This window comes from Paraburkholderia sp. SECH2 (assembly GCF_030464795.1).
Classification (GTDB): domain Bacteria; phylum Pseudomonadota; class Gammaproteobacteria; order Burkholderiales; family Burkholderiaceae; genus Paraburkholderia; species Paraburkholderia aspalathi.
Genome location: NZ_JALPRH010000003.1, coordinates 323,577 through 338,792, shown reverse-complemented (window position 1 = coordinate 338,792; position 15,216 = coordinate 323,577). Strand labels below are relative to the sequence as shown.

The 15,216-nt window shown below is 60.9% G+C and carries 16 protein-coding genes; 10 read left to right on the top strand and 6 right to left on the bottom strand.

All coding sequences use genetic code 11. The features are described from left to right. The first annotated feature begins 118 nt into the window (after positions 1-118). Positions 119-580: a MarR family winged helix-turn-helix transcriptional regulator gene (locus tag M0D66_RS08660; RefSeq protein WP_093633146.1), complete on the top strand. Its 462-nt coding sequence runs from the start codon at positions 119-121 to the stop codon at positions 578-580. A 14-nt stretch (positions 581-594) separates the two neighbouring features. Here the strand turns inward: M0D66_RS08660 and M0D66_RS08655 are convergent, their stop codons facing one another. Then, the gene (locus M0D66_RS08655; protein WP_266210573.1) at positions 595-1,479 is read right to left on the bottom strand and encodes a LysR family transcriptional regulator; all 885 of its coding nucleotides are present in this window, start codon (positions 1,477-1,479) and stop codon (positions 595-597) included. Between the two features lie 151 nt (positions 1,480-1,630). Here M0D66_RS08655 and M0D66_RS08650 point away from each other — a divergent pair, with 151 nt between their 5' ends. Next, the gene (locus M0D66_RS08650; protein WP_211702642.1) at positions 1,631-2,662 is read left to right on the top strand and encodes an NAD(P)H-quinone oxidoreductase; all 1,032 of its coding nucleotides are present in this window, start codon (positions 1,631-1,633) and stop codon (positions 2,660-2,662) included. An 87-nt stretch (positions 2,663-2,749) separates the two neighbouring features. On the opposite strand, the gene M0D66_RS08645 is transcribed toward M0D66_RS08650, so the two are convergent. Then, on the bottom strand, positions 2,750-3,874 hold the full coding sequence (locus tag M0D66_RS08645) for a branched-chain amino acid ABC transporter substrate-binding protein (protein ID WP_266210634.1): 1,125 nt from the start codon (positions 3,872-3,874) through the stop codon (positions 2,750-2,752). A 319-nt stretch (positions 3,875-4,193) separates the two neighbouring features. Between M0D66_RS08645 and M0D66_RS08640 the strand changes: the two genes are divergently transcribed. The 5 genes from M0D66_RS08640 to M0D66_RS08620 all read left to right on the top strand — a co-directional run bounded on the left by M0D66_RS08640 (position 4,194) and on the right by M0D66_RS08620 (position 9,154). Beyond that, positions 4,194-5,273: a GlxA family transcriptional regulator gene (locus M0D66_RS08640; protein WP_266210572.1), complete on the top strand. Its 1,080-nt coding sequence runs from the start codon at positions 4,194-4,196 to the stop codon at positions 5,271-5,273. A gap of 168 nt (positions 5,274-5,441) precedes the next feature. Continuing rightward, complete coding sequence (locus tag M0D66_RS08635; protein ID WP_266210571.1) at positions 5,442-6,692, top strand: D-amino acid dehydrogenase; 1,251 nt, start codon at positions 5,442-5,444, stop codon at positions 6,690-6,692. Positions 6,693-6,726: 34 nt separating this feature from the next. After that, entirely contained in the window at positions 6,727-7,719 is a 993-nt protein-coding gene (locus M0D66_RS08630) for an asparaginase (RefSeq protein ID WP_266210570.1), read from the top strand. Positions 7,720-7,907: 188 nt separating this feature from the next. Next, complete coding sequence (locus M0D66_RS08625; RefSeq protein WP_093633152.1) at positions 7,908-8,228, top strand: DUF4148 domain-containing protein; 321 nt, start codon at positions 7,908-7,910, stop codon at positions 8,226-8,228. 194 nt (positions 8,229-8,422) lie between these two features. After that, a complete protein-coding gene (locus M0D66_RS08620) occupies positions 8,423-9,154 on the top strand; it encodes a hypothetical protein (protein WP_143131648.1) in 732 nt (243 codons plus the stop codon). A gap of 56 nt (positions 9,155-9,210) precedes the next feature. Here M0D66_RS08620 and M0D66_RS08615 read toward each other — a convergent pair whose 3' ends face one another. Continuing rightward, positions 9,211-9,807: a DJ-1/PfpI family protein gene (locus tag M0D66_RS08615; protein WP_266210569.1), complete on the bottom strand. Its 597-nt coding sequence runs from the start codon at positions 9,805-9,807 to the stop codon at positions 9,211-9,213. Between the two features lie 90 nt (positions 9,808-9,897). On the opposite strand from M0D66_RS08615, the gene M0D66_RS08610 reads away from it, so the two are divergent. Beyond that, complete coding sequence (locus M0D66_RS08610) at positions 9,898-11,229, top strand: PLP-dependent aminotransferase family protein (protein WP_266210568.1); 1,332 nt, start codon at positions 9,898-9,900, stop codon at positions 11,227-11,229. A 126-nt stretch (positions 11,230-11,355) separates the two neighbouring features. Next, entirely contained in the window at positions 11,356-11,922 is a 567-nt protein-coding gene (locus M0D66_RS08605) for an isochorismatase family cysteine hydrolase (RefSeq protein WP_266210567.1), read from the top strand. A 22-nt stretch (positions 11,923-11,944) separates the two neighbouring features. Here M0D66_RS08605 and M0D66_RS08600 read toward each other — a convergent pair whose 3' ends face one another. The 3 genes from M0D66_RS08600 to M0D66_RS08590 form a co-directional block, all read right to left on the bottom strand. Beyond that, positions 11,945-12,433 (bottom strand): SRPBCC family protein, encoded by a 489-nt coding sequence (locus M0D66_RS08600; RefSeq protein WP_093633157.1) that lies wholly within the window; start codon positions 12,431-12,433, stop codon positions 11,945-11,947. Position 12,434: 1 nt separating this feature from the next. Then, positions 12,435-13,556, bottom strand: a complete 1,122-nt coding sequence (locus M0D66_RS08595) for a sensor histidine kinase (protein WP_200653656.1) — start codon at positions 13,554-13,556, stop codon at positions 12,435-12,437. 90 nt (positions 13,557-13,646) lie between these two features. After that, on the bottom strand, positions 13,647-14,633 hold the full coding sequence (locus M0D66_RS08590) for an alpha/beta fold hydrolase (RefSeq protein ID WP_211706838.1): 987 nt from the start codon (positions 14,631-14,633) through the stop codon (positions 13,647-13,649). Positions 14,634-14,839: 206 nt separating this feature from the next. Between M0D66_RS08590 and M0D66_RS08585 the strand changes: the two genes are divergently transcribed. Beyond that, the gene (locus tag M0D66_RS08585; protein ID WP_154560212.1) at positions 14,840-15,211 is read left to right on the top strand and encodes a DUF805 domain-containing protein; all 372 of its coding nucleotides are present in this window, start codon (positions 14,840-14,842) and stop codon (positions 15,209-15,211) included. Positions 15,212-15,216: the final 5 nt, after the last annotated feature.

Genomic DNA, 15,216 nt, shown 5'->3' with positions numbered 1-15,216 from the left:
CCAGTTGCACGCTTTAAGGCAGCAGTCCGACTTTCACCACATAGCGATATAATCGCATACGATACATATCGCTTCGTACGTCTTGTGAAACATCAGGCTCCAGCCAAAGAGGATACAGATGAAATCCATCGATCAACCTGAACCCGCAAATCGAATGCTCTCCGACTATCTGTGCTTTGCGATCTACTCCGCGAACCTGGCGTTCGGCAAGGCGTACAAGCCGATACTCGAGGAACTCGGGCTCACTTACACGCAATACATCACGATCATTGCGCTGTGGGAGACAGACCATCAGACCGTCGGCGGACTGGGCGAGAAACTGTTTCTCGAATCCAACACGCTTACGCCGATCCTGAAGAAGCTTGAGGTAATGGGTTATCTGGAAAGGCTGCGCGATCCAGAAGACGAACGTCAGGTACGTGTCAGTCTGACGAAAAGCGGACGACGCTTGCGCGAAAAGGCCCTGAAAATGGACCTCGTCGAAGCAACGGGCCTCGCGCCCGACGAGTTCGAGAAGATGCAGAAGGCGATCGTTACCTTACGAAACAATCTGATCAAGTCAGTCCAGGACGACGAATGAGCGCTCGTGCGTGACTAGTTTGCGTGGGTCGTGGGATCTTCGAACGCGGAGACGATGCCGTCAATCATGGCTGCGATGCGCGCGGTATGCCGAAGGTCCTGATGCGTAACGAGCCAGGTTTCATAGACCGCCCCACGTGTGGGTTCCGGCCATAGCTGCACGAGGCCGTCGCGTTCAGCCAGATGGATCGGAAGCTCACCGATGCCGATGCCGGCCTTTACCGCGGTACGCAGCATAAGACTGGAATTGAAGGTCGATACGATGCGCCCAGCGTGAACCGGTTCGCCTGCAAGAGTTGGCGATCGATTACCGGTCCAGCTTCCCTGATAGACGACAAGATCGTGGCCCTCGAATGCGGAGCCTGGAACGGGCCTGCCGTGCTGCTCGAGATACGCGTTCGATGCAAAGAGCGCCATAGGCCAGCGCGCCAGGCGTCGCGCGACAAGATCGGGATTGTCGGGCCTGACTGACCGGACCGCGATATCCGCTTCACGCTTTGCCAGATTCAGCATGCGCGTCGACGTGTCCAGCAGGACCCGCACTTCGGGATGCGCAGCATGCAGGCGTTCGATGGCGGGCAGCAGAAAATCGAGCGCGATCGAGTCCGTGCTGGTGACTCTTACGTCCCCCGCAAGCCGTGTATCCGTGCCCTGAGTTCGTCTGACGAATTCGTGCGCGGAGTGTTCCATTTTCTCCGCTGATCTCAGCGCGGCCTCCCCTGCCGCAGTCAACGCGTAACCCTCAGAGGTGCGCAGGAAGAGCATTGCCCGCAGGGCGTGCTCCAGCGCCGCAATCCGCCTGCCGACCGTCGCCTGATCGAGATTGAGCGTTCTGGCCGCTCCGCGGAGCGTTTTTTCGCGCTCCACCGCGAGAAACACTCGCGCGTCGTCCCAGTTCATCGTGCCACCCTCCTGATGCAAATTTGCATCTCACTACATGAATAATGCTGCGTTTATTCATCAATGTCGATGCCTATACTGAACTCAAGAGTTCCTCGCCAAGTGATCCGACCGGATCAATCGAGCCTCATCAAACGAAGGAGTGGTATCCATGTCTGCTTCAACTTATCGTGTGCCGTCGACCATGACGGCGATTGAAATCAAACAGCCCGGCGGTCCTGAGGTCCTGGTGCCGACCACGCGCCCGGTGCCGGTGCCGGACGCCGATCAGGTTCTGATTCGCATCCACGCGGCTGCCGTGAATGGCCCAGACGTTTTCCAGCGCAAAGGGCTGTATGATCCGCCCCCCGGCGCGTCGGACATTCCGGGGCTGGAAGTGGCAGGTCAAGTGGTCGCCGTCGGCGCCGACGTGTCCCAATTCCAGATCGGCGACCTGGTGTGCGCATTGATCCCCGGCGGTGGCTACGCGGAATATGCCGTCGCGCACGCCTGCAACACGATGCATATCCCCAAAGGCCTGACGTTGGTGGAAGCGGGCGCCATGCCCGAAACGTTCATGACGGTATGGCTGAATCTGTTCCAGCGCGGCAAGCTGGTTGCCGGCGAATCGGTGTTGATCCACGGCGGCGCGTCAGGCATCGGTACCACGGCGACCATGCTGGCGAAGGCATTCGGTGCGGCAAAAATCATCACGACCGTGGGCTCGCAGGCACATCGGGAGGCCAGTCTGGCGCTCGGCGCAGACCTCGCGATCGAATACCGCGAGGAAGATTTCGTCGCCGAAACAAAGCGGTTTACCGATGAAAGAGGGGTCGACGTGATCCTCGACATCATTGCCGGCGACTACGTGGCGAGAAACTATGAGGCCGCAGCCATGGACGGACGGATCCTCCAGGTGGGCGTGATCAAGGGACCGGCGAAGGATCTTAACCTCGTGCCGATGCTGACGAAACGTCTGACGCATATGGGCTCGACATTGCGATCGCGCACCTCCGCGGACAAGGCGGCTATCGTCAATGAACTCGAGCAGCATGTCTGGCCGCACTTCGAGAGTGGCAAGATCAAACCGGTTGTCTACAAGACCTTCGCACTGGCCGACGCTCGCGGCGCTCACGAGCTGATCGACTCCGGCACCCACTTTGGAAAGATTGTCTTGACGACAGGTGCCGATCTTATTGGCTGAAGATTGCGTGGTGCAGTAAATGCCGGGCGCTTCCACGCACTGACAGGTGACTTTAAGCGCTCGGCAAAGCACAACCCGCAAATCCGCTTACTGCTCTACAACGCCGAGCAGCGCCTGCTTGCCTCCGACGTATTTGTAGAGCGAAATTACGCCGTGCTTCAGATCGCCCTTCGCATCGAACTGTGTTTCTCCGAGCACGCCCTGATGATCGGTCGCCGGCATGGCAGCAAGGATTTTTGCCGGCTCGGTTGATTGCGCGCGCTTCATCGCATCAATGATGACACCCACCGCGTCGTACGCAAACGGCGAGTTCAGAACCGGCGCGTAACCGAAGCGCTTCTTGTAGCGCTCGACGAACGCCGGCCCACCGCTCATCTTCAACAGCGGCGCGCCGGCGATCGAGCAAATTACGTTGTCGGCCGCATCGCCCGCAAGTTTCACGAGATCGTCGGCGCACAAGCCGTCGCCGGCCAGCACTTTCATCGTCATGCCCAACTGCTTCGCCTGTTTCGCGAACGGACCGCCCGTACCATCGAGGCCGCCATACATGATCGCGTCCGGCTTTTCGCCCTTGATCTTGGTGAGAATCGCGCGGAAATCGACAGCCTTGTCAGTGCTCGCGTCGTGCGACAGCACCGTAATGCCGTTGGCTTTCGCCTGCTTTTCGAATTCCACGGCTAGACCCTGGCCGTATGCGGTCGAGTCATCGACGATGGCGACCGTTTTGACTTTCAGCGTTTTCGCCGCATAGTCGGCGAGCGTTGGCCCTTGCTGGGCATCGGTCGCGACCACGCGATACGCCGTCTTGAAGCCCTGCTGCGTATAGGCGGGATTCGTCGCGGACGGCGACACCTGCGCGATGCCTGCATCGCTATAGATCTTCGAGGCCGGAATCGTCGAGCCGGACTGCATGTGGCCGACCACCGCGACGACCTTGTCGTCCACCAGCTTCTGTGCGACCTGGGTGGCCTGACGCGGGTCGCCCGCATCGTCCTGCGCATCGAACACCAGCGTCACCTTCTTTCCACCGATCACGAGGCCCGTCTGGTTGATCTCCTCGATCGCGAGCCGCGCGCCGTTCTCGGTGTCCTTGCCAAGATACGAGGCCGGCCCCGTCACGGGTGCGGCCTCGCCGATCTTCACCATCTCGTCGGCACGGGCGACGCCCACTGCAGCGGCCGCCGATACTCCCAGAATGCAGACGGTCGCCATACCGCGACCCAAGACTGTGCTTGTGCTCATGCTTCACCCGAAAAGAAGTTGTAATGGTCGGAACGGACGCTAACGGCCGCCCGCCGATCGGAAACACGCGGCCGTTTGTGCCAGCAATGCGGACGGTGTGCCTGCCTTCGCCGGATCGTTCGCACCCCACAGTGCGGCGTCGTTCGTTAGCGGGTTTGAATTTATGCAGCCACAATGCGCCCGGATTGCATTGATCTGCCGGAAAATAGAAGAATTGCGGCAAGGCCGCCTCGGACTGATTCGCCGGGCGTCGCCGTATAATTTGGGCGATCCGCCCTCGAGTTCGCGCATGACCACTGCCGACAATTCAAGTCAGGTAACCCAGACTGCTCACCAACTGGTCGAACAACTGGACGCGCTGCCGCGTACGCTTCAGGCGCGCCCGAGCCGTTCAGGCGCAGAACTGAGCGTCGGCATTTTGTTGTGGCCGCGCTTTCCGATGCTTTCGCTGGGCGGCCTGTGTGATGCGCTGCGTCACGCAGCGGACCGCGGCGACCAGAGCCGTCAGCTACGCTGCTTGTGGACCATCGTCGGCGCCCAAGGCGAATCGGTCGAAGCGAGTTGCGGCATTCCAGTGCAGGCGCAGTCCACGTTTCCAGACGTCACGCAATTCGACTATCTCGTCGTGATCGGCGGCCTGCTTCCCCATCTCGATCAAGTCGACCGGCGCTACTGGGACTATCTGAAACAGGCTGCCGAGGCGGGCATTCCGCTCATCGGCATGTGCACGGGCAGCTTCGTTCTGGCGCGTGCCGGCCTGATGGAAGACCATGTTGCCTGCGTGCACAGCTTTCACCTCGACGATTACCGGCGCATGTTCCCGGCGCTGCGCGTCGTGACCCACGCCGACTACCTGATCGACGGCACGCGCATCACCTGTGCGGGCGGCATTTCCGTGGTCGAGATGGCCGCGCGCCTGATCAGCCTGCACTGCGGACCGGACCGTGCGTCAAAAGTGATCCATCAGATGACGGTTAGCCGCCAGGGCGGCTCCTCGTTCGTCGAACGGCGCGCGGCGCTCGGCTACCTGTCGGTGGAAGATGCAACCGTGCGTCACGCGGTGCTGCTGATGGAAGAGAACCTCGAAGCACCGCTGAACATCGTGGTCATTGCGAAGATGATCGGCACCAGTGTGCGCAATCTCGAGCGCGCGTTTGCGACCGAGATGAACTCATCGCCAAACGAGTTTTACCGGCGGATGCGACTGCGTTACGCGCGCTGGATGCTGGTCAATACGGCGCGCAAGATCACCGATATCGCCTACGAATGCGGCTTCGCGGACTCTGCGCATTTCATCCGCGTGTTTCGCGAGGCGTATGGCGTGACACCTGGCAAGCTGCGCGCATCGCGTGGCGCGGCCGCCGCCTGATCCATCCCGCCGCCCTGCTACCCGCAAGCCTGTCGCGATTCTTCTACTTTCCGGCAGATCAATGCAATTCGGCGCATCGGTGGCGCCGTACAGTCCAGTCAAAGGGCTGACGACGCACCCGCGGCACATGGCCTCCCTGCAAACACACGAAAAAGCGAGTGCAGCTGTATGCGGATATTGATCCTCGGTGCGGGCGTCATTGGCTTGTCGAGTGCGTATTACCTGAGCCGCGCCGGCCACGACGTAACCGTCGCGGATCGGCATCCGGACGTAGCGAGCGAAACCAGTTCTGGCAACGGCGGCCAGTTGTCGTATAGCTATGTCGCGCCGCTCGCCGGCCCCGGTGTCGTCTCGAAGCTGCCACACTGGCTCACGCGCGGTAATTCACCGGTGCGTTTCCGCCCAAAGCTGAGCACCGAACAGTGGCGCTGGTGCTTCGAATTTCTGTCGGCATGCACGCGTGAACAAAGCGAATTCACGACACGCAAACTGCTGTCGCTGTCGTTCCTGAGCCGGACGCTGATCCACGAACTGATCGCCGCCGAACCGGCGCTCGACTTCGACTTCGTCCGTTCGGGCAAGCTCGTGCTGCATCGTGACTCGAGCGAGATGCAGAGCGCGATCAAGCTGCTTGAATTCCAGCGCACGCTCGGCTGCGAACAAAAGGCGCTGAGCGCCGACGCGTGCGTCGAACTCGAACCGACGCTCGCGCATCTGCGTCCATTTCTCGCGGGCGGCATCCATACGCCGAGCGAAGACACGGCTGATTGCGAACGCTTCTGCAAGAGCCTCGAAGCATTGCTGCGCGCTCGCGGCGTGCACTTCCTGATGAACACATCGATCGATTGTCTGAGGCTTACGGCAAGCGGTAGCGTTGAAGCCTGGAGCAACGGTGCGCCGCTCGCGGCCGACCATGTCGTCGTCGCATTAGGCTCGGCTGCGGCATGGCTACTGAAGCCGATCGGCATCCGTGTGCCGATCTATCCGCTCAAAGGCTACAGCCTGACGTTCGACCTGCAAGCACAGACGGCCGCGCCCCATGTGAGCATCACCGACTTTAGCCGCAAGGTGGTTTATGCCCGGCTCGGCGAGCGGCTACGCGTTGCGGGCATTGCCGATATCGACGGCTATTCGCTCGAACCTGATCGCTCACGTCTTGCAACGCTGCGAGCGGAGGCGGCTGCCATGTATCCCGACGTCGCCAGATCTTCCGCGGGTAGTGAATGGATCGGCTTGCGCCCCGCAACGCCACGCGGCACGCCGATCGTCGGGCCGACGCGCTATCGCAATCTGTGGCTCAACGTCGGCCATGGTGCGCTCGGTTTCACACTTGCGACGGGTTCGGCGGCGCTGCTGGCGCAGTGGCTGGCAGGCAGCAACGGCCAGGAACTGCGCAGCGCATTTGCCCTTTCGCATTGATGCCGCTCCCCCTTCAAAACATCATCGACTTCGCATGACAGAAAAGGCCAACATCGTCGTTATCGGTACAGGTGGCACCATTGCCGGCCAGGGCAAAGCCGCCATCAACACATCGGCCTACCTATGCTCAGTACTCGGTATCGATGAGATTCTCCGCACGATTCCGCATGCATCCGAGCTGGCGAATTTGCGCGCCGAGCAGTTGCTGCAAACCGGCTCCGAGAATTTCAACAACGAGCATCTGCTTGCAATCGGCAGGCGCGTTTCCAGTTTGCTCGCGCAGGACGACGTTGATGGCGTGGTGATCACGCACGGTACCGATACGATCGAGGAAACCGCGTACTTTCTCCATCTCACGCTCAAGAGTGCGAAGCCCGTAGTCGTGGTCGGCTCGATGCGGCCGCCGTCGGCAATGAGTTCCGACGCGGCGTTGAATCTCTACGATGCGATAGCGGTAGCTGCGCATCCATCCTCGCGCGGCATCGGCACACTAGTCGTCGCCAATGACGAGATCCACACTGCCCGGGACGTCGTAAAGAGCAACAGCATCAAGCTCGAGGCGTTTCGTTCACCTTACGGCGCGCTTGGCCATGTGATCGAAGGCCGGCCGCGCTACTATCGTCGCCCATGGCGTGCCCATACGCTCGACACGCCGTGGTCGATCGATACGCTTGGGGCATTGCCCAAAGTAGACATCGTCTATGCGTACGGCGCGCTCGCCCCCGACGCAGTGGAGGCAATCGCCGCGCACGCGCGAGGGCTGATCTATGTGGGCACCGGCAACGGCAACGTCGCGGAGCATCTCATCGAGCCGCTGCGCAACGCTGCCCGACACGGGGTTCACGTGGTGCGCGCATCGCGTACCGGCAATGGAATCGTGCTACGCAATGGCGCACAACCCGACGACGAATACGGCTGGCTCACCGTCGAAGATCAGATCCCTCCAAAAGCCCGCATCCTTCTGACGCTCGCACTCACCCAAACGGACGACATGCAAGCGTTGCAAGTCGCCTTCGAGCGCTACTGAAGCGCATCCTCCTGCTCTCCACTGCCTTCAGGCGAATGAGGGAATAACTGGCACACGCGTGCAGTCTTGCAAGGTGAGCACGCTCAAAGCGCGCGAGCTTCGAGCGCAGCGGAACGCATCTGCCACGGACAACACGGCTCAGTGAACGTCCGTCATTCTTTCGCCCGCAAGGCACAAGGAGTACCAACATGAAATCGGATTCGTCGAATCGGCGTACTGCCTCGCCATTACTCAGCTTCGTGATGGCAGGAGCCGTGCTGATGGCAAGTTCAGCGAGCGTCTTTGCGCAAGCCATGCCGGAGCCCGCACCCCATCAAGTCACGCGTGCGGAAGTTATGCATGAACTCGAAGAGCTGGAGGCCGCGGGTTACGACCCATCCCAGGGTGACGACGGTTCGTACCCTGCCGATATACAGGCTGCGCAAGAGAAGGTTGCCGCCAAACACCGGGCGGAAAGAGACGCGATGATGAACGCAGGCCAAAATGGGCAGGCAAAGCCCACGCCGTAAGGTGCGGGTGCTGTCTGCATATTTTCAAATTGACGTCAACGAAGTAGCACGTTGAAAGGACGACTATTTCCGAGCGAAAACTTTCCGCGCCTTACCGATAGCCGAGATGGCGGGTGAATCCACCCCTTACCAGGCATTTGGAAGTGTTGTCATCGCTTACTCTAAATGCTCAACTCGTAAGGAGGTCAAACATCATGAGCATACAAAGTGTAAGTGGTTCACAAACCGGCACGAGCCTGCTTTCTGTCGGCGCCACTCGTCGCTCGGCCGGCGGCGGCGGCTGCGAAACGGGGTCGTCCTCCTCGTCTTCATCGACCAGTTCGACGGACTCGAATCCGCTGTTGTCGGCACTCGAGGCGGCGTTGTCGGCGCTTGGCATTGGCAGCACGGGCAGCACGTCGTCGACCACGGCTACTTCGGGCACGTCGAGTACGACGGCTTCTTCGAACTCGTCCACCACCGCAGCCTCTTCCACCTCCTCGGCGAGCGATTCGTCGTCAACGAGCACAATTTCCGGCGCGCTGCAGGCCTTTCTCGGTGCGTTGTTTCAGGCACTAGGATCGCTTCAGCAAACGGGCAACGGTGATAGCTCCACGTCTGATAGCACGAGCGGCTCGACGAGTTCGATCGCGAGTTCTTCCTATGGGGATATTGGCGGCGCGCTGAATGCGCTCGCCCAGGAGCTCGGGTCCAGCAGTACGACGAGCTCAGGTACCGCGTCCAGTACTTCGGATGCAAGCAGCGATTCTTCTTCGTCTTCTTCGCAGGCGTCGACGCTACAGACGGATTTTCAGTCTCTGTTGAGCTCACTCGGCGATAGCAACTCGGGCACGTCGTTGCAGTCGTTTGTGCAGACGCTCGCGGATAACCTCAAGGGACATTCGCATATGCAAACGGTTGGGAGCCTGGTGTCGACTACGGCTTAGGGTAACGAAATGACGGGTGGTCTTTCGGGTCCGCCCAAGTCGAGACCCTTTGCGCATTAGAGGAACGGCGAAATGTTCTCCATCGCGCGCGTCACGTAGACCTCCTTCTCCCCCACCGGCGCCACATAGTGAATCGCGCTACGTGCAGCCTCGACACCTTCCAGACGCGCGATGAACCAGGCTGCCAGATACTGTGACGACAGACACCCGCCGGCTGTCGCGACGTTTCCCTTCGCCACGAACGGCTGATTGAGCACGGCCACACCCGCCTCCTCGACCCAAGGTTTGGTGGTCAGGTCCGTGCAGGCCGGAACGTCGTCCAGCAGGCCCAGCCTGGCAAGTATCAGCGTTCCCGAGCATTGCGCGCCCAGCAACTGGCGCGTCGGGTCGAACTTCAGTTGCGACATCAACGCGCCATCAGCGACGACATCCCGGGTCAGCCTCCCACTCCCCACCAGCACTGCGTCCGCGTCGCATGCGTCCTTCAGCGATGCTTGTGCCTCGATCACCACACCGTTCATCGAACGAACCTTGTCCGTCGGACTGGCGATCGAAACGCGCCAGCCCGGCCGCTTGACCCGGTTGAGAATGCCGAGCGCGATCAGCGAGTCGAGTTCGTTGAAACCTTCAAAGGTCAGGATAGCGATGTGCATGGGGGCCTCGTGCGAGTGGAGACGTTGTATTGCGCCATCGTAGAACCGATAATCAATACATTCAAATAATTGTCATGGATACGCTCAGGCATGCCTCAGCCCCGTTACAAGCAACTGGTTGACCGTCTCGCGGCCGATATCCGCGCGGGGCGGCTGCGTCCCGGCACGCGGCTGCCAACGCACCGCGATCTCGCGGCTCGAGAAGGACTGGCGCTGGTCACGGCCACGCGCGTCTACGCCGAGCTGCAAGCGATGGGCCTGGTAAGCGGCGAAACCGGTCGCGGCACGTTCGTCAAGGAGGCGCTCCCGCGCGGTCAAGGTATTGATCTGCAAGCCTGGAGCGCTGACACAGTGGATCTGAGTTTCAACAATCCCTCGTTGCCGGATCAGGGAGACCTTCTGCGCGCGGCGTTGCGCCAGCTCGCCGCTGCAGGCGACCTGGAGACGCTGCTTCGATACCAGCCTCATGGCGGGCGAGAGCACGAGCGGGCGACCGTGGCGCGCCACCTGACCAGCCGGGGACTGGCGGTACCGGCTGAAACCGTATTGCTCGTGAGCGGCGCACAGCACGGGCTGACAACAATCGCCATGGCCTTGCTCGAGCCCGGCGACGTGGTGGCCGTAGATGCTTTGACGTACCCGGGATTCAAGCTCGCCGCCGAGGTCAACCGGCTGGAACTCGCCCCCATTCCTGCCGCCGGGAACGGCCCGGATCTGGATGCATTGGCGGCACTATGCAAGCGGCGGCGAGTACGCGCCGTGTACGCGATGCCGACGCTCCATAACCCGCTCGGCTGGGTGATGAGCGCAACGCGGCGTCGCGAGCTGGTCACCATCGCCCGGCAGCATGGGCTGATGCTCATCGAGGACGCCGCCTACGCGTTCCTGGCGGAAGGCGCCCCGCCGCCTTTGGCAGCGCTTGCTCCGGAGACGACAGTCTATGTATCGAGCTTGTCGAAGAGTGTCGCGACCGGGCTGCGCGTCGGCTTCGTCTGTGCCCCGCGCGAATGGGTTCCCAGGCTCGAACGGGCCATCCGAGCGACGACCTGGAACACCCCCGCGACCATGACGGCTATCGCCTGCGGCTGGATCGAGGACGGCACCGTAGCCAGGCTTGAGGCCGACAAACGGCGGGATGCCGCACAGCGCCAAAGCATTGCCGCTGAAGTCCTGCGCGGGCTGAAACGGATCAGCCATCCCGCGTCGTACTTCGTCTGGCTTCCTCTGCCGCAGGAGGTTCGGGCAGACGCGATCGCAATGGCGTTGATGCGCGAACACATCTCCGTGTCGACGGCCCATCCGTTCGCGACGTCAGCGCATGTGCCTCATGCCATCCGGTTGGCTCTCGGCTCCGTCAGCCTGTCCACGTTAAAGCAGTCACTGGAGACGGTGGCTCGTGTCGTTGCCGACCAGACCTACTGATGCACGGATGCGGCGGTGCAATCCGACAGACAGGAGTCGCTGGTCAAAGGGCTCAATGATCGATATAAAGGAGAACGTGTAAATGGAGGCAGTCGCATTGAGAACGGCTAATAGGCGGCGTCAATCATGAATCCAGAAATCGTGCCGGCGCAAACCGCGCTTGTCGTCATGCATTATCAGACTGACATTCTCGGGCTCTTTCCATCGGTCGCGCCGGTCTTGCTCGCCAATACGCGCAAGCTATGCGACGCGGCGCGGGCCAAAGGCGTCAGTGTCTGTTTCGCCAATCTCCGCTTCAGTCAGGGCTATCCGGAGGTCAGCCCATTGAACAAGAATGGGCAGGGAATCAAGCAACTCGGCTTATTCGTCGACGACCGGCCTTCGCCGGAGTTAGGCCAGCAGGCCAGTGAACCCGTCATCATCGCGCATCGCGCCAGCGTGTTCTTCGGCACCGGTCTGCAGGCACGACTTCTCGCACAAGGTGTCGATACGCTGATTATGGTCGGCATTGCATCGACTGGTGTCGTGCTCTCGTCGGTCGCGTATGCGAGCGACGCGGACTTCCGCCTGTACACGGTCAAGGATTGCTGTTACGACCCGGATCAGGTGGTACATGAACACCTGTTCTCTACCGCATTCGATTCGCGCACCACGGTGCTGTCGCTTGCGGATGCGTTACTGCTGCTCGCCTAGACGTTCGACGTCCGCGCCGGCTTCAACCGTGCTCGATGCCAAGCAGCCGCGCGTCCAGCCGACGCGCTAGCGCCGCGCCGCCTTCGCGCATCACTGCATCGTGATTCCATTGGAAAACCGGTCGCAACAACGGTGCCAATGCGTTCATCCATGCGCGGGTGGTACGCACGCGCCAGTCATAGCGGACCACGGTCAGGTTGCGTCCGTCGGTTGAAAAGCTCCACCGGCCGGCGCCTTCGACGTCGCCGCTGGCCTCCCCCTCCAGCGCGACCAACGGGTCGACGCGCGTTACTCGCATGTCGAACACGAGGCGATAGGGCAGCCGGCCTTTCCACGTATAGCGTTGTACGACGCCCACGCCCTGATCTGAACCGGCCTCCAACTGATCCACGCGCTCAACGTTGTTCCACCACTCGGGCCAGCGCGCCGAATCCTGGATTGCCGCCCAAACTTCCTGCACTGGCGCATCGATGCGCCAAATGGTGGAAAAGCGGTATTCGGCCGTCCGCAAGTTATTGAAGACGCGGCAGGCGCACCGCGAACGCGGTTTCTGCCTCGTCGGAGCGTGCCTCGATCTCGCCGCCATGGGCCTTGGCAATCTCGCGCGCGATATACAGTCCGAGCCCCAGGTTGCCGTCGGCGTTATATGAGTCTTCGTGATGCAGGCCGCGCTGGAGCGGGTCGAAGATCCGATGCAGCGTCGTTTGATCGATGACAGGTCCCTGGTTCCTCACCTCGAAACGTACGTTCTGCTCTTCGCCGATCACGACCACTCGCACGGGCGCGTCCGACGCGCCGTATTTGATCGCATTCAACACCAGATTGCCGAGCAACTGCTGCAGACGGCGGCCGTCCCAAACACCCCGACAGTCCCCCTGCACTTCCAGATCGATCTGACGGTCCGGGTGCGCTGCCCGCAACGTGTCGAGTTCGTCGGCAAGCAGGTTCTCCAGATCGGCATCAGTCGGCGCGATATTGATCCCCAAACCCAGCCGGGTTCGATTGAAATCAAGCATATCGTTCAGAAGCGCCTGCATGCGGGCGCCGCTTCTGATCAAACGGGACGCCGCTACGGATACCTGCTCCCCGGCGTTCAGTGCCGCCAGATATTGGGCCGTCATCAGGATGGTCTGAAGTGGGCTGCGCATATCGTGCCCGAGCATGCCAAGCAAAAGATTGCGAGCCTGATCGACTTGGGCGCTGAAATACCCGACCGATTCGGCAAGCGCCTGATCGATGGCCTCGTTGAACCGGATCACATCATCCGGATGTGGCGCTTCGGGCTGGCATTCGTCCATCCAGAGGCGCAGGACGCTCGCGCGCAAGGCGCGATACTCAGCAGCCAACTGGTTAATGTCGAACCCGCCTCGCGCCCGCAGAAGGGCGTGCGTCTGCGCACCTGTCTCTGGCGCCCCGATCAGTATGGGGGCCCGCCCCATCGACTTTTCGGCTTGCGCTTCCCGGGTCTGGGCCGTCGACAGATCCTTCGCGACGGCTTGCAGAATCTGTTGCGCGTGGTCTCGCAGGGCGAGCGATTTCATGTCCACGGCTGCCGGCAACAGCGTGGCGGCGAACGTCTCCCACTGCACCAGAATCGTTTCCATGTCGCGCAGGATGAAGTCAGCCAATCGCATGTTTGCCCTCAAAGAAGCCGAAAGAGACAGTATGGCGCATCCGCTGAACTTATATTACGCACAAATAGCTGCTTTGACTCTATCAGGCCCCTAAACGCCCTGCAGACGGACGAGGAAGCCCTCAAGCGCCCGATTGAACGCGCCATTGTCCTCGACATGAGGTATATGCCCAATTCCCGGCAACACGTTCATGCGTGCGTCGGGCAACAGTCGCGACAGGCGCAATCCTTCGCTAACGGGCGTTACACCATCGGTCCTCCCCCAGATCACCTCGACCGGCATGCTCAGTGACGCGTAGTCCGGCGAGCGACTGCTTCTACTGAGCCCTGGATCATTGACGAATGCATCCAGCCAGTAGCCATACGCCTGCGTTGTTCCCACCACAGAAAGCGGTCGCTGATAGACGGCAATCCGGTCAGCCGTCAGCGCGTCATGACGTGAGGTGAATTTCCGCAGAAACCACCCGGTGAGCCACGGATTGGTCGCCGTCGCGGCAATCACGGGCCGCGCCACGGCCGGTACCTCAATCAGGCTGCCGAGCAAGCCACGTTCGGCTGGCGGCGGATCGATAGCGAGCGCAACGTCCACCAATACCGCCGCTTTAAATCGCTTGGGTTCGGCCATCAATGCTTCGACCGTAGCCCGTCCTCCGAACGAATGACCCACGAGAATTACCCGCGAAAGCTTCAGCGTGTCGAGCATCCCGAGAATACGCAAGGCCTGGTGGCCTGTGTCGTATGTGTTGTCCGCGGGCCGGCTGGTGTACCCAAACGGCGGCAGATCCACCGCGATGCAGTGATAGCCGGCTTGAGCGAGATAATCCATGGTCGGAAGCCATGTCGAGCTCCAGGCGCCCACGCCTGAAATGAAAACGATCGGCGGGCCACTAGCGGGACCACGCTCCTGTATCAGCATGTCCACGTCCGCGGCACGCACGAAGCGCGATCCGGCCGGCGCCGCGCTCCGCGCGATGTCCCGCTCGCGGCTATGGGCGATCAGATCCGCGCCGCCTAATACGGCAACCAGCGCGATGATCGGCACAACAACCAGTGCGACCGCGACTTTATAAAGTTTCATGGCGTTCAACGTATTCTTTTTATGCTTGATGGGTTCGGCGGCACACTTATTCTGGCCGATGATTATGTACAGTTATGCTCAGCCAATTTTCTCAAGATTGAGATCGACCGATAATATCAAGTCCGCTTAAACTTGCGTTCCGAATGAAACGTTTTGATGGCTTCAGGAATCACCAATTGACTTCCGGGAATAGGCAAAAATAAAAAATGCTATTAACCACCCTCACCCCCGCTTTCTTTTTGAGCCGCGGTCGTATTACCCGCAGCGAATGGCTGACCCGAATCATCATTGCCGCATTCGTATGCGCCGCCTTCGGCAGTCTTGCCGGTTCCTGGTTTGGCGAGATCGGTGCGGCCGTCTTCGCGATCGTTTTTCTCTGGAGCGCGGTTGCGCTCTCCACCCAGCGCCTGCACGACACCGGACGGTGCGGATGGTCGTTGCTGACCGCCATCGTCCCGGTGTTCGGGCCGATCTGGGTACTAATCCACGTGCTGCGCCGCGGCGTCGATCACGAGAACCGCTTTGGCCCCGATCCGGCAACTCGCGCGGATTACCTCAAAGTCAACATCGGGGAGTGATGCAG

What these genes read in the sequence shown, in the direction of transcription:
- M0D66_RS08645 (WP_266210634.1), bottom strand. Translation starts at nt 3,874, where the DNA reads ATGGCGACCGTCTGCATTCTGGGAGTATCGGCGGCCGCTGCAGTGGGC.
- M0D66_RS08610 (WP_266210568.1), top strand. Translation starts at nt 9,898, where the DNA reads ATGCCTCAGCCCCGTTACAAGCAACTGGTTGACCGTCTCGCGGCCGAT.
- M0D66_RS08595 (WP_200653656.1), bottom strand. Translation starts at nt 13,556, where the DNA reads ATGCGATTGGCTGACTTCATCCTGCGCGACATGGAAACGATTCTGGTG.
- M0D66_RS08620 (WP_143131648.1), top strand. Translation starts at nt 8,423, where the DNA reads ATGAGCATACAAAGTGTAAGTGGTTCACAAACCGGCACGAGCCTGCTT.
- M0D66_RS08635 (WP_266210571.1), top strand. Translation starts at nt 5,442, where the DNA reads ATGCGGATATTGATCCTCGGTGCGGGCGTCATTGGCTTGTCGAGTGCG.
- M0D66_RS08655 (WP_266210573.1), bottom strand. Translation starts at nt 1,479, where the DNA reads ATGAACTGGGACGACGCGCGAGTGTTTCTCGCGGTGGAGCGCGAAAAA.
- M0D66_RS08625 (WP_093633152.1), top strand. Translation starts at nt 7,908, where the DNA reads ATGAAATCGGATTCGTCGAATCGGCGTACTGCCTCGCCATTACTCAGC.
- M0D66_RS08590 (WP_211706838.1), bottom strand. Translation starts at nt 14,633, where the DNA reads ATGAAACTTTATAAAGTCGCGGTCGCACTGGTTGTTGTGCCGATCATC.
- M0D66_RS08605 (WP_266210567.1), top strand. Translation starts at nt 11,356, where the DNA reads ATGAATCCAGAAATCGTGCCGGCGCAAACCGCGCTTGTCGTCATGCAT.
- M0D66_RS08585 (WP_154560212.1), top strand. Translation starts at nt 14,840, where the DNA reads ATGCTATTAACCACCCTCACCCCCGCTTTCTTTTTGAGCCGCGGTCGT.
- M0D66_RS08640 (WP_266210572.1), top strand. Translation starts at nt 4,194, where the DNA reads ATGACCACTGCCGACAATTCAAGTCAGGTAACCCAGACTGCTCACCAA.
- M0D66_RS08630 (WP_266210570.1), top strand. Translation starts at nt 6,727, where the DNA reads ATGACAGAAAAGGCCAACATCGTCGTTATCGGTACAGGTGGCACCATT.
- M0D66_RS08660 (WP_093633146.1), top strand. Translation starts at nt 119, where the DNA reads ATGAAATCCATCGATCAACCTGAACCCGCAAATCGAATGCTCTCCGAC.
- M0D66_RS08650 (WP_211702642.1), top strand. Translation starts at nt 1,631, where the DNA reads ATGTCTGCTTCAACTTATCGTGTGCCGTCGACCATGACGGCGATTGAA.
- M0D66_RS08615 (WP_266210569.1), bottom strand. Translation starts at nt 9,807, where the DNA reads ATGCACATCGCTATCCTGACCTTTGAAGGTTTCAACGAACTCGACTCG.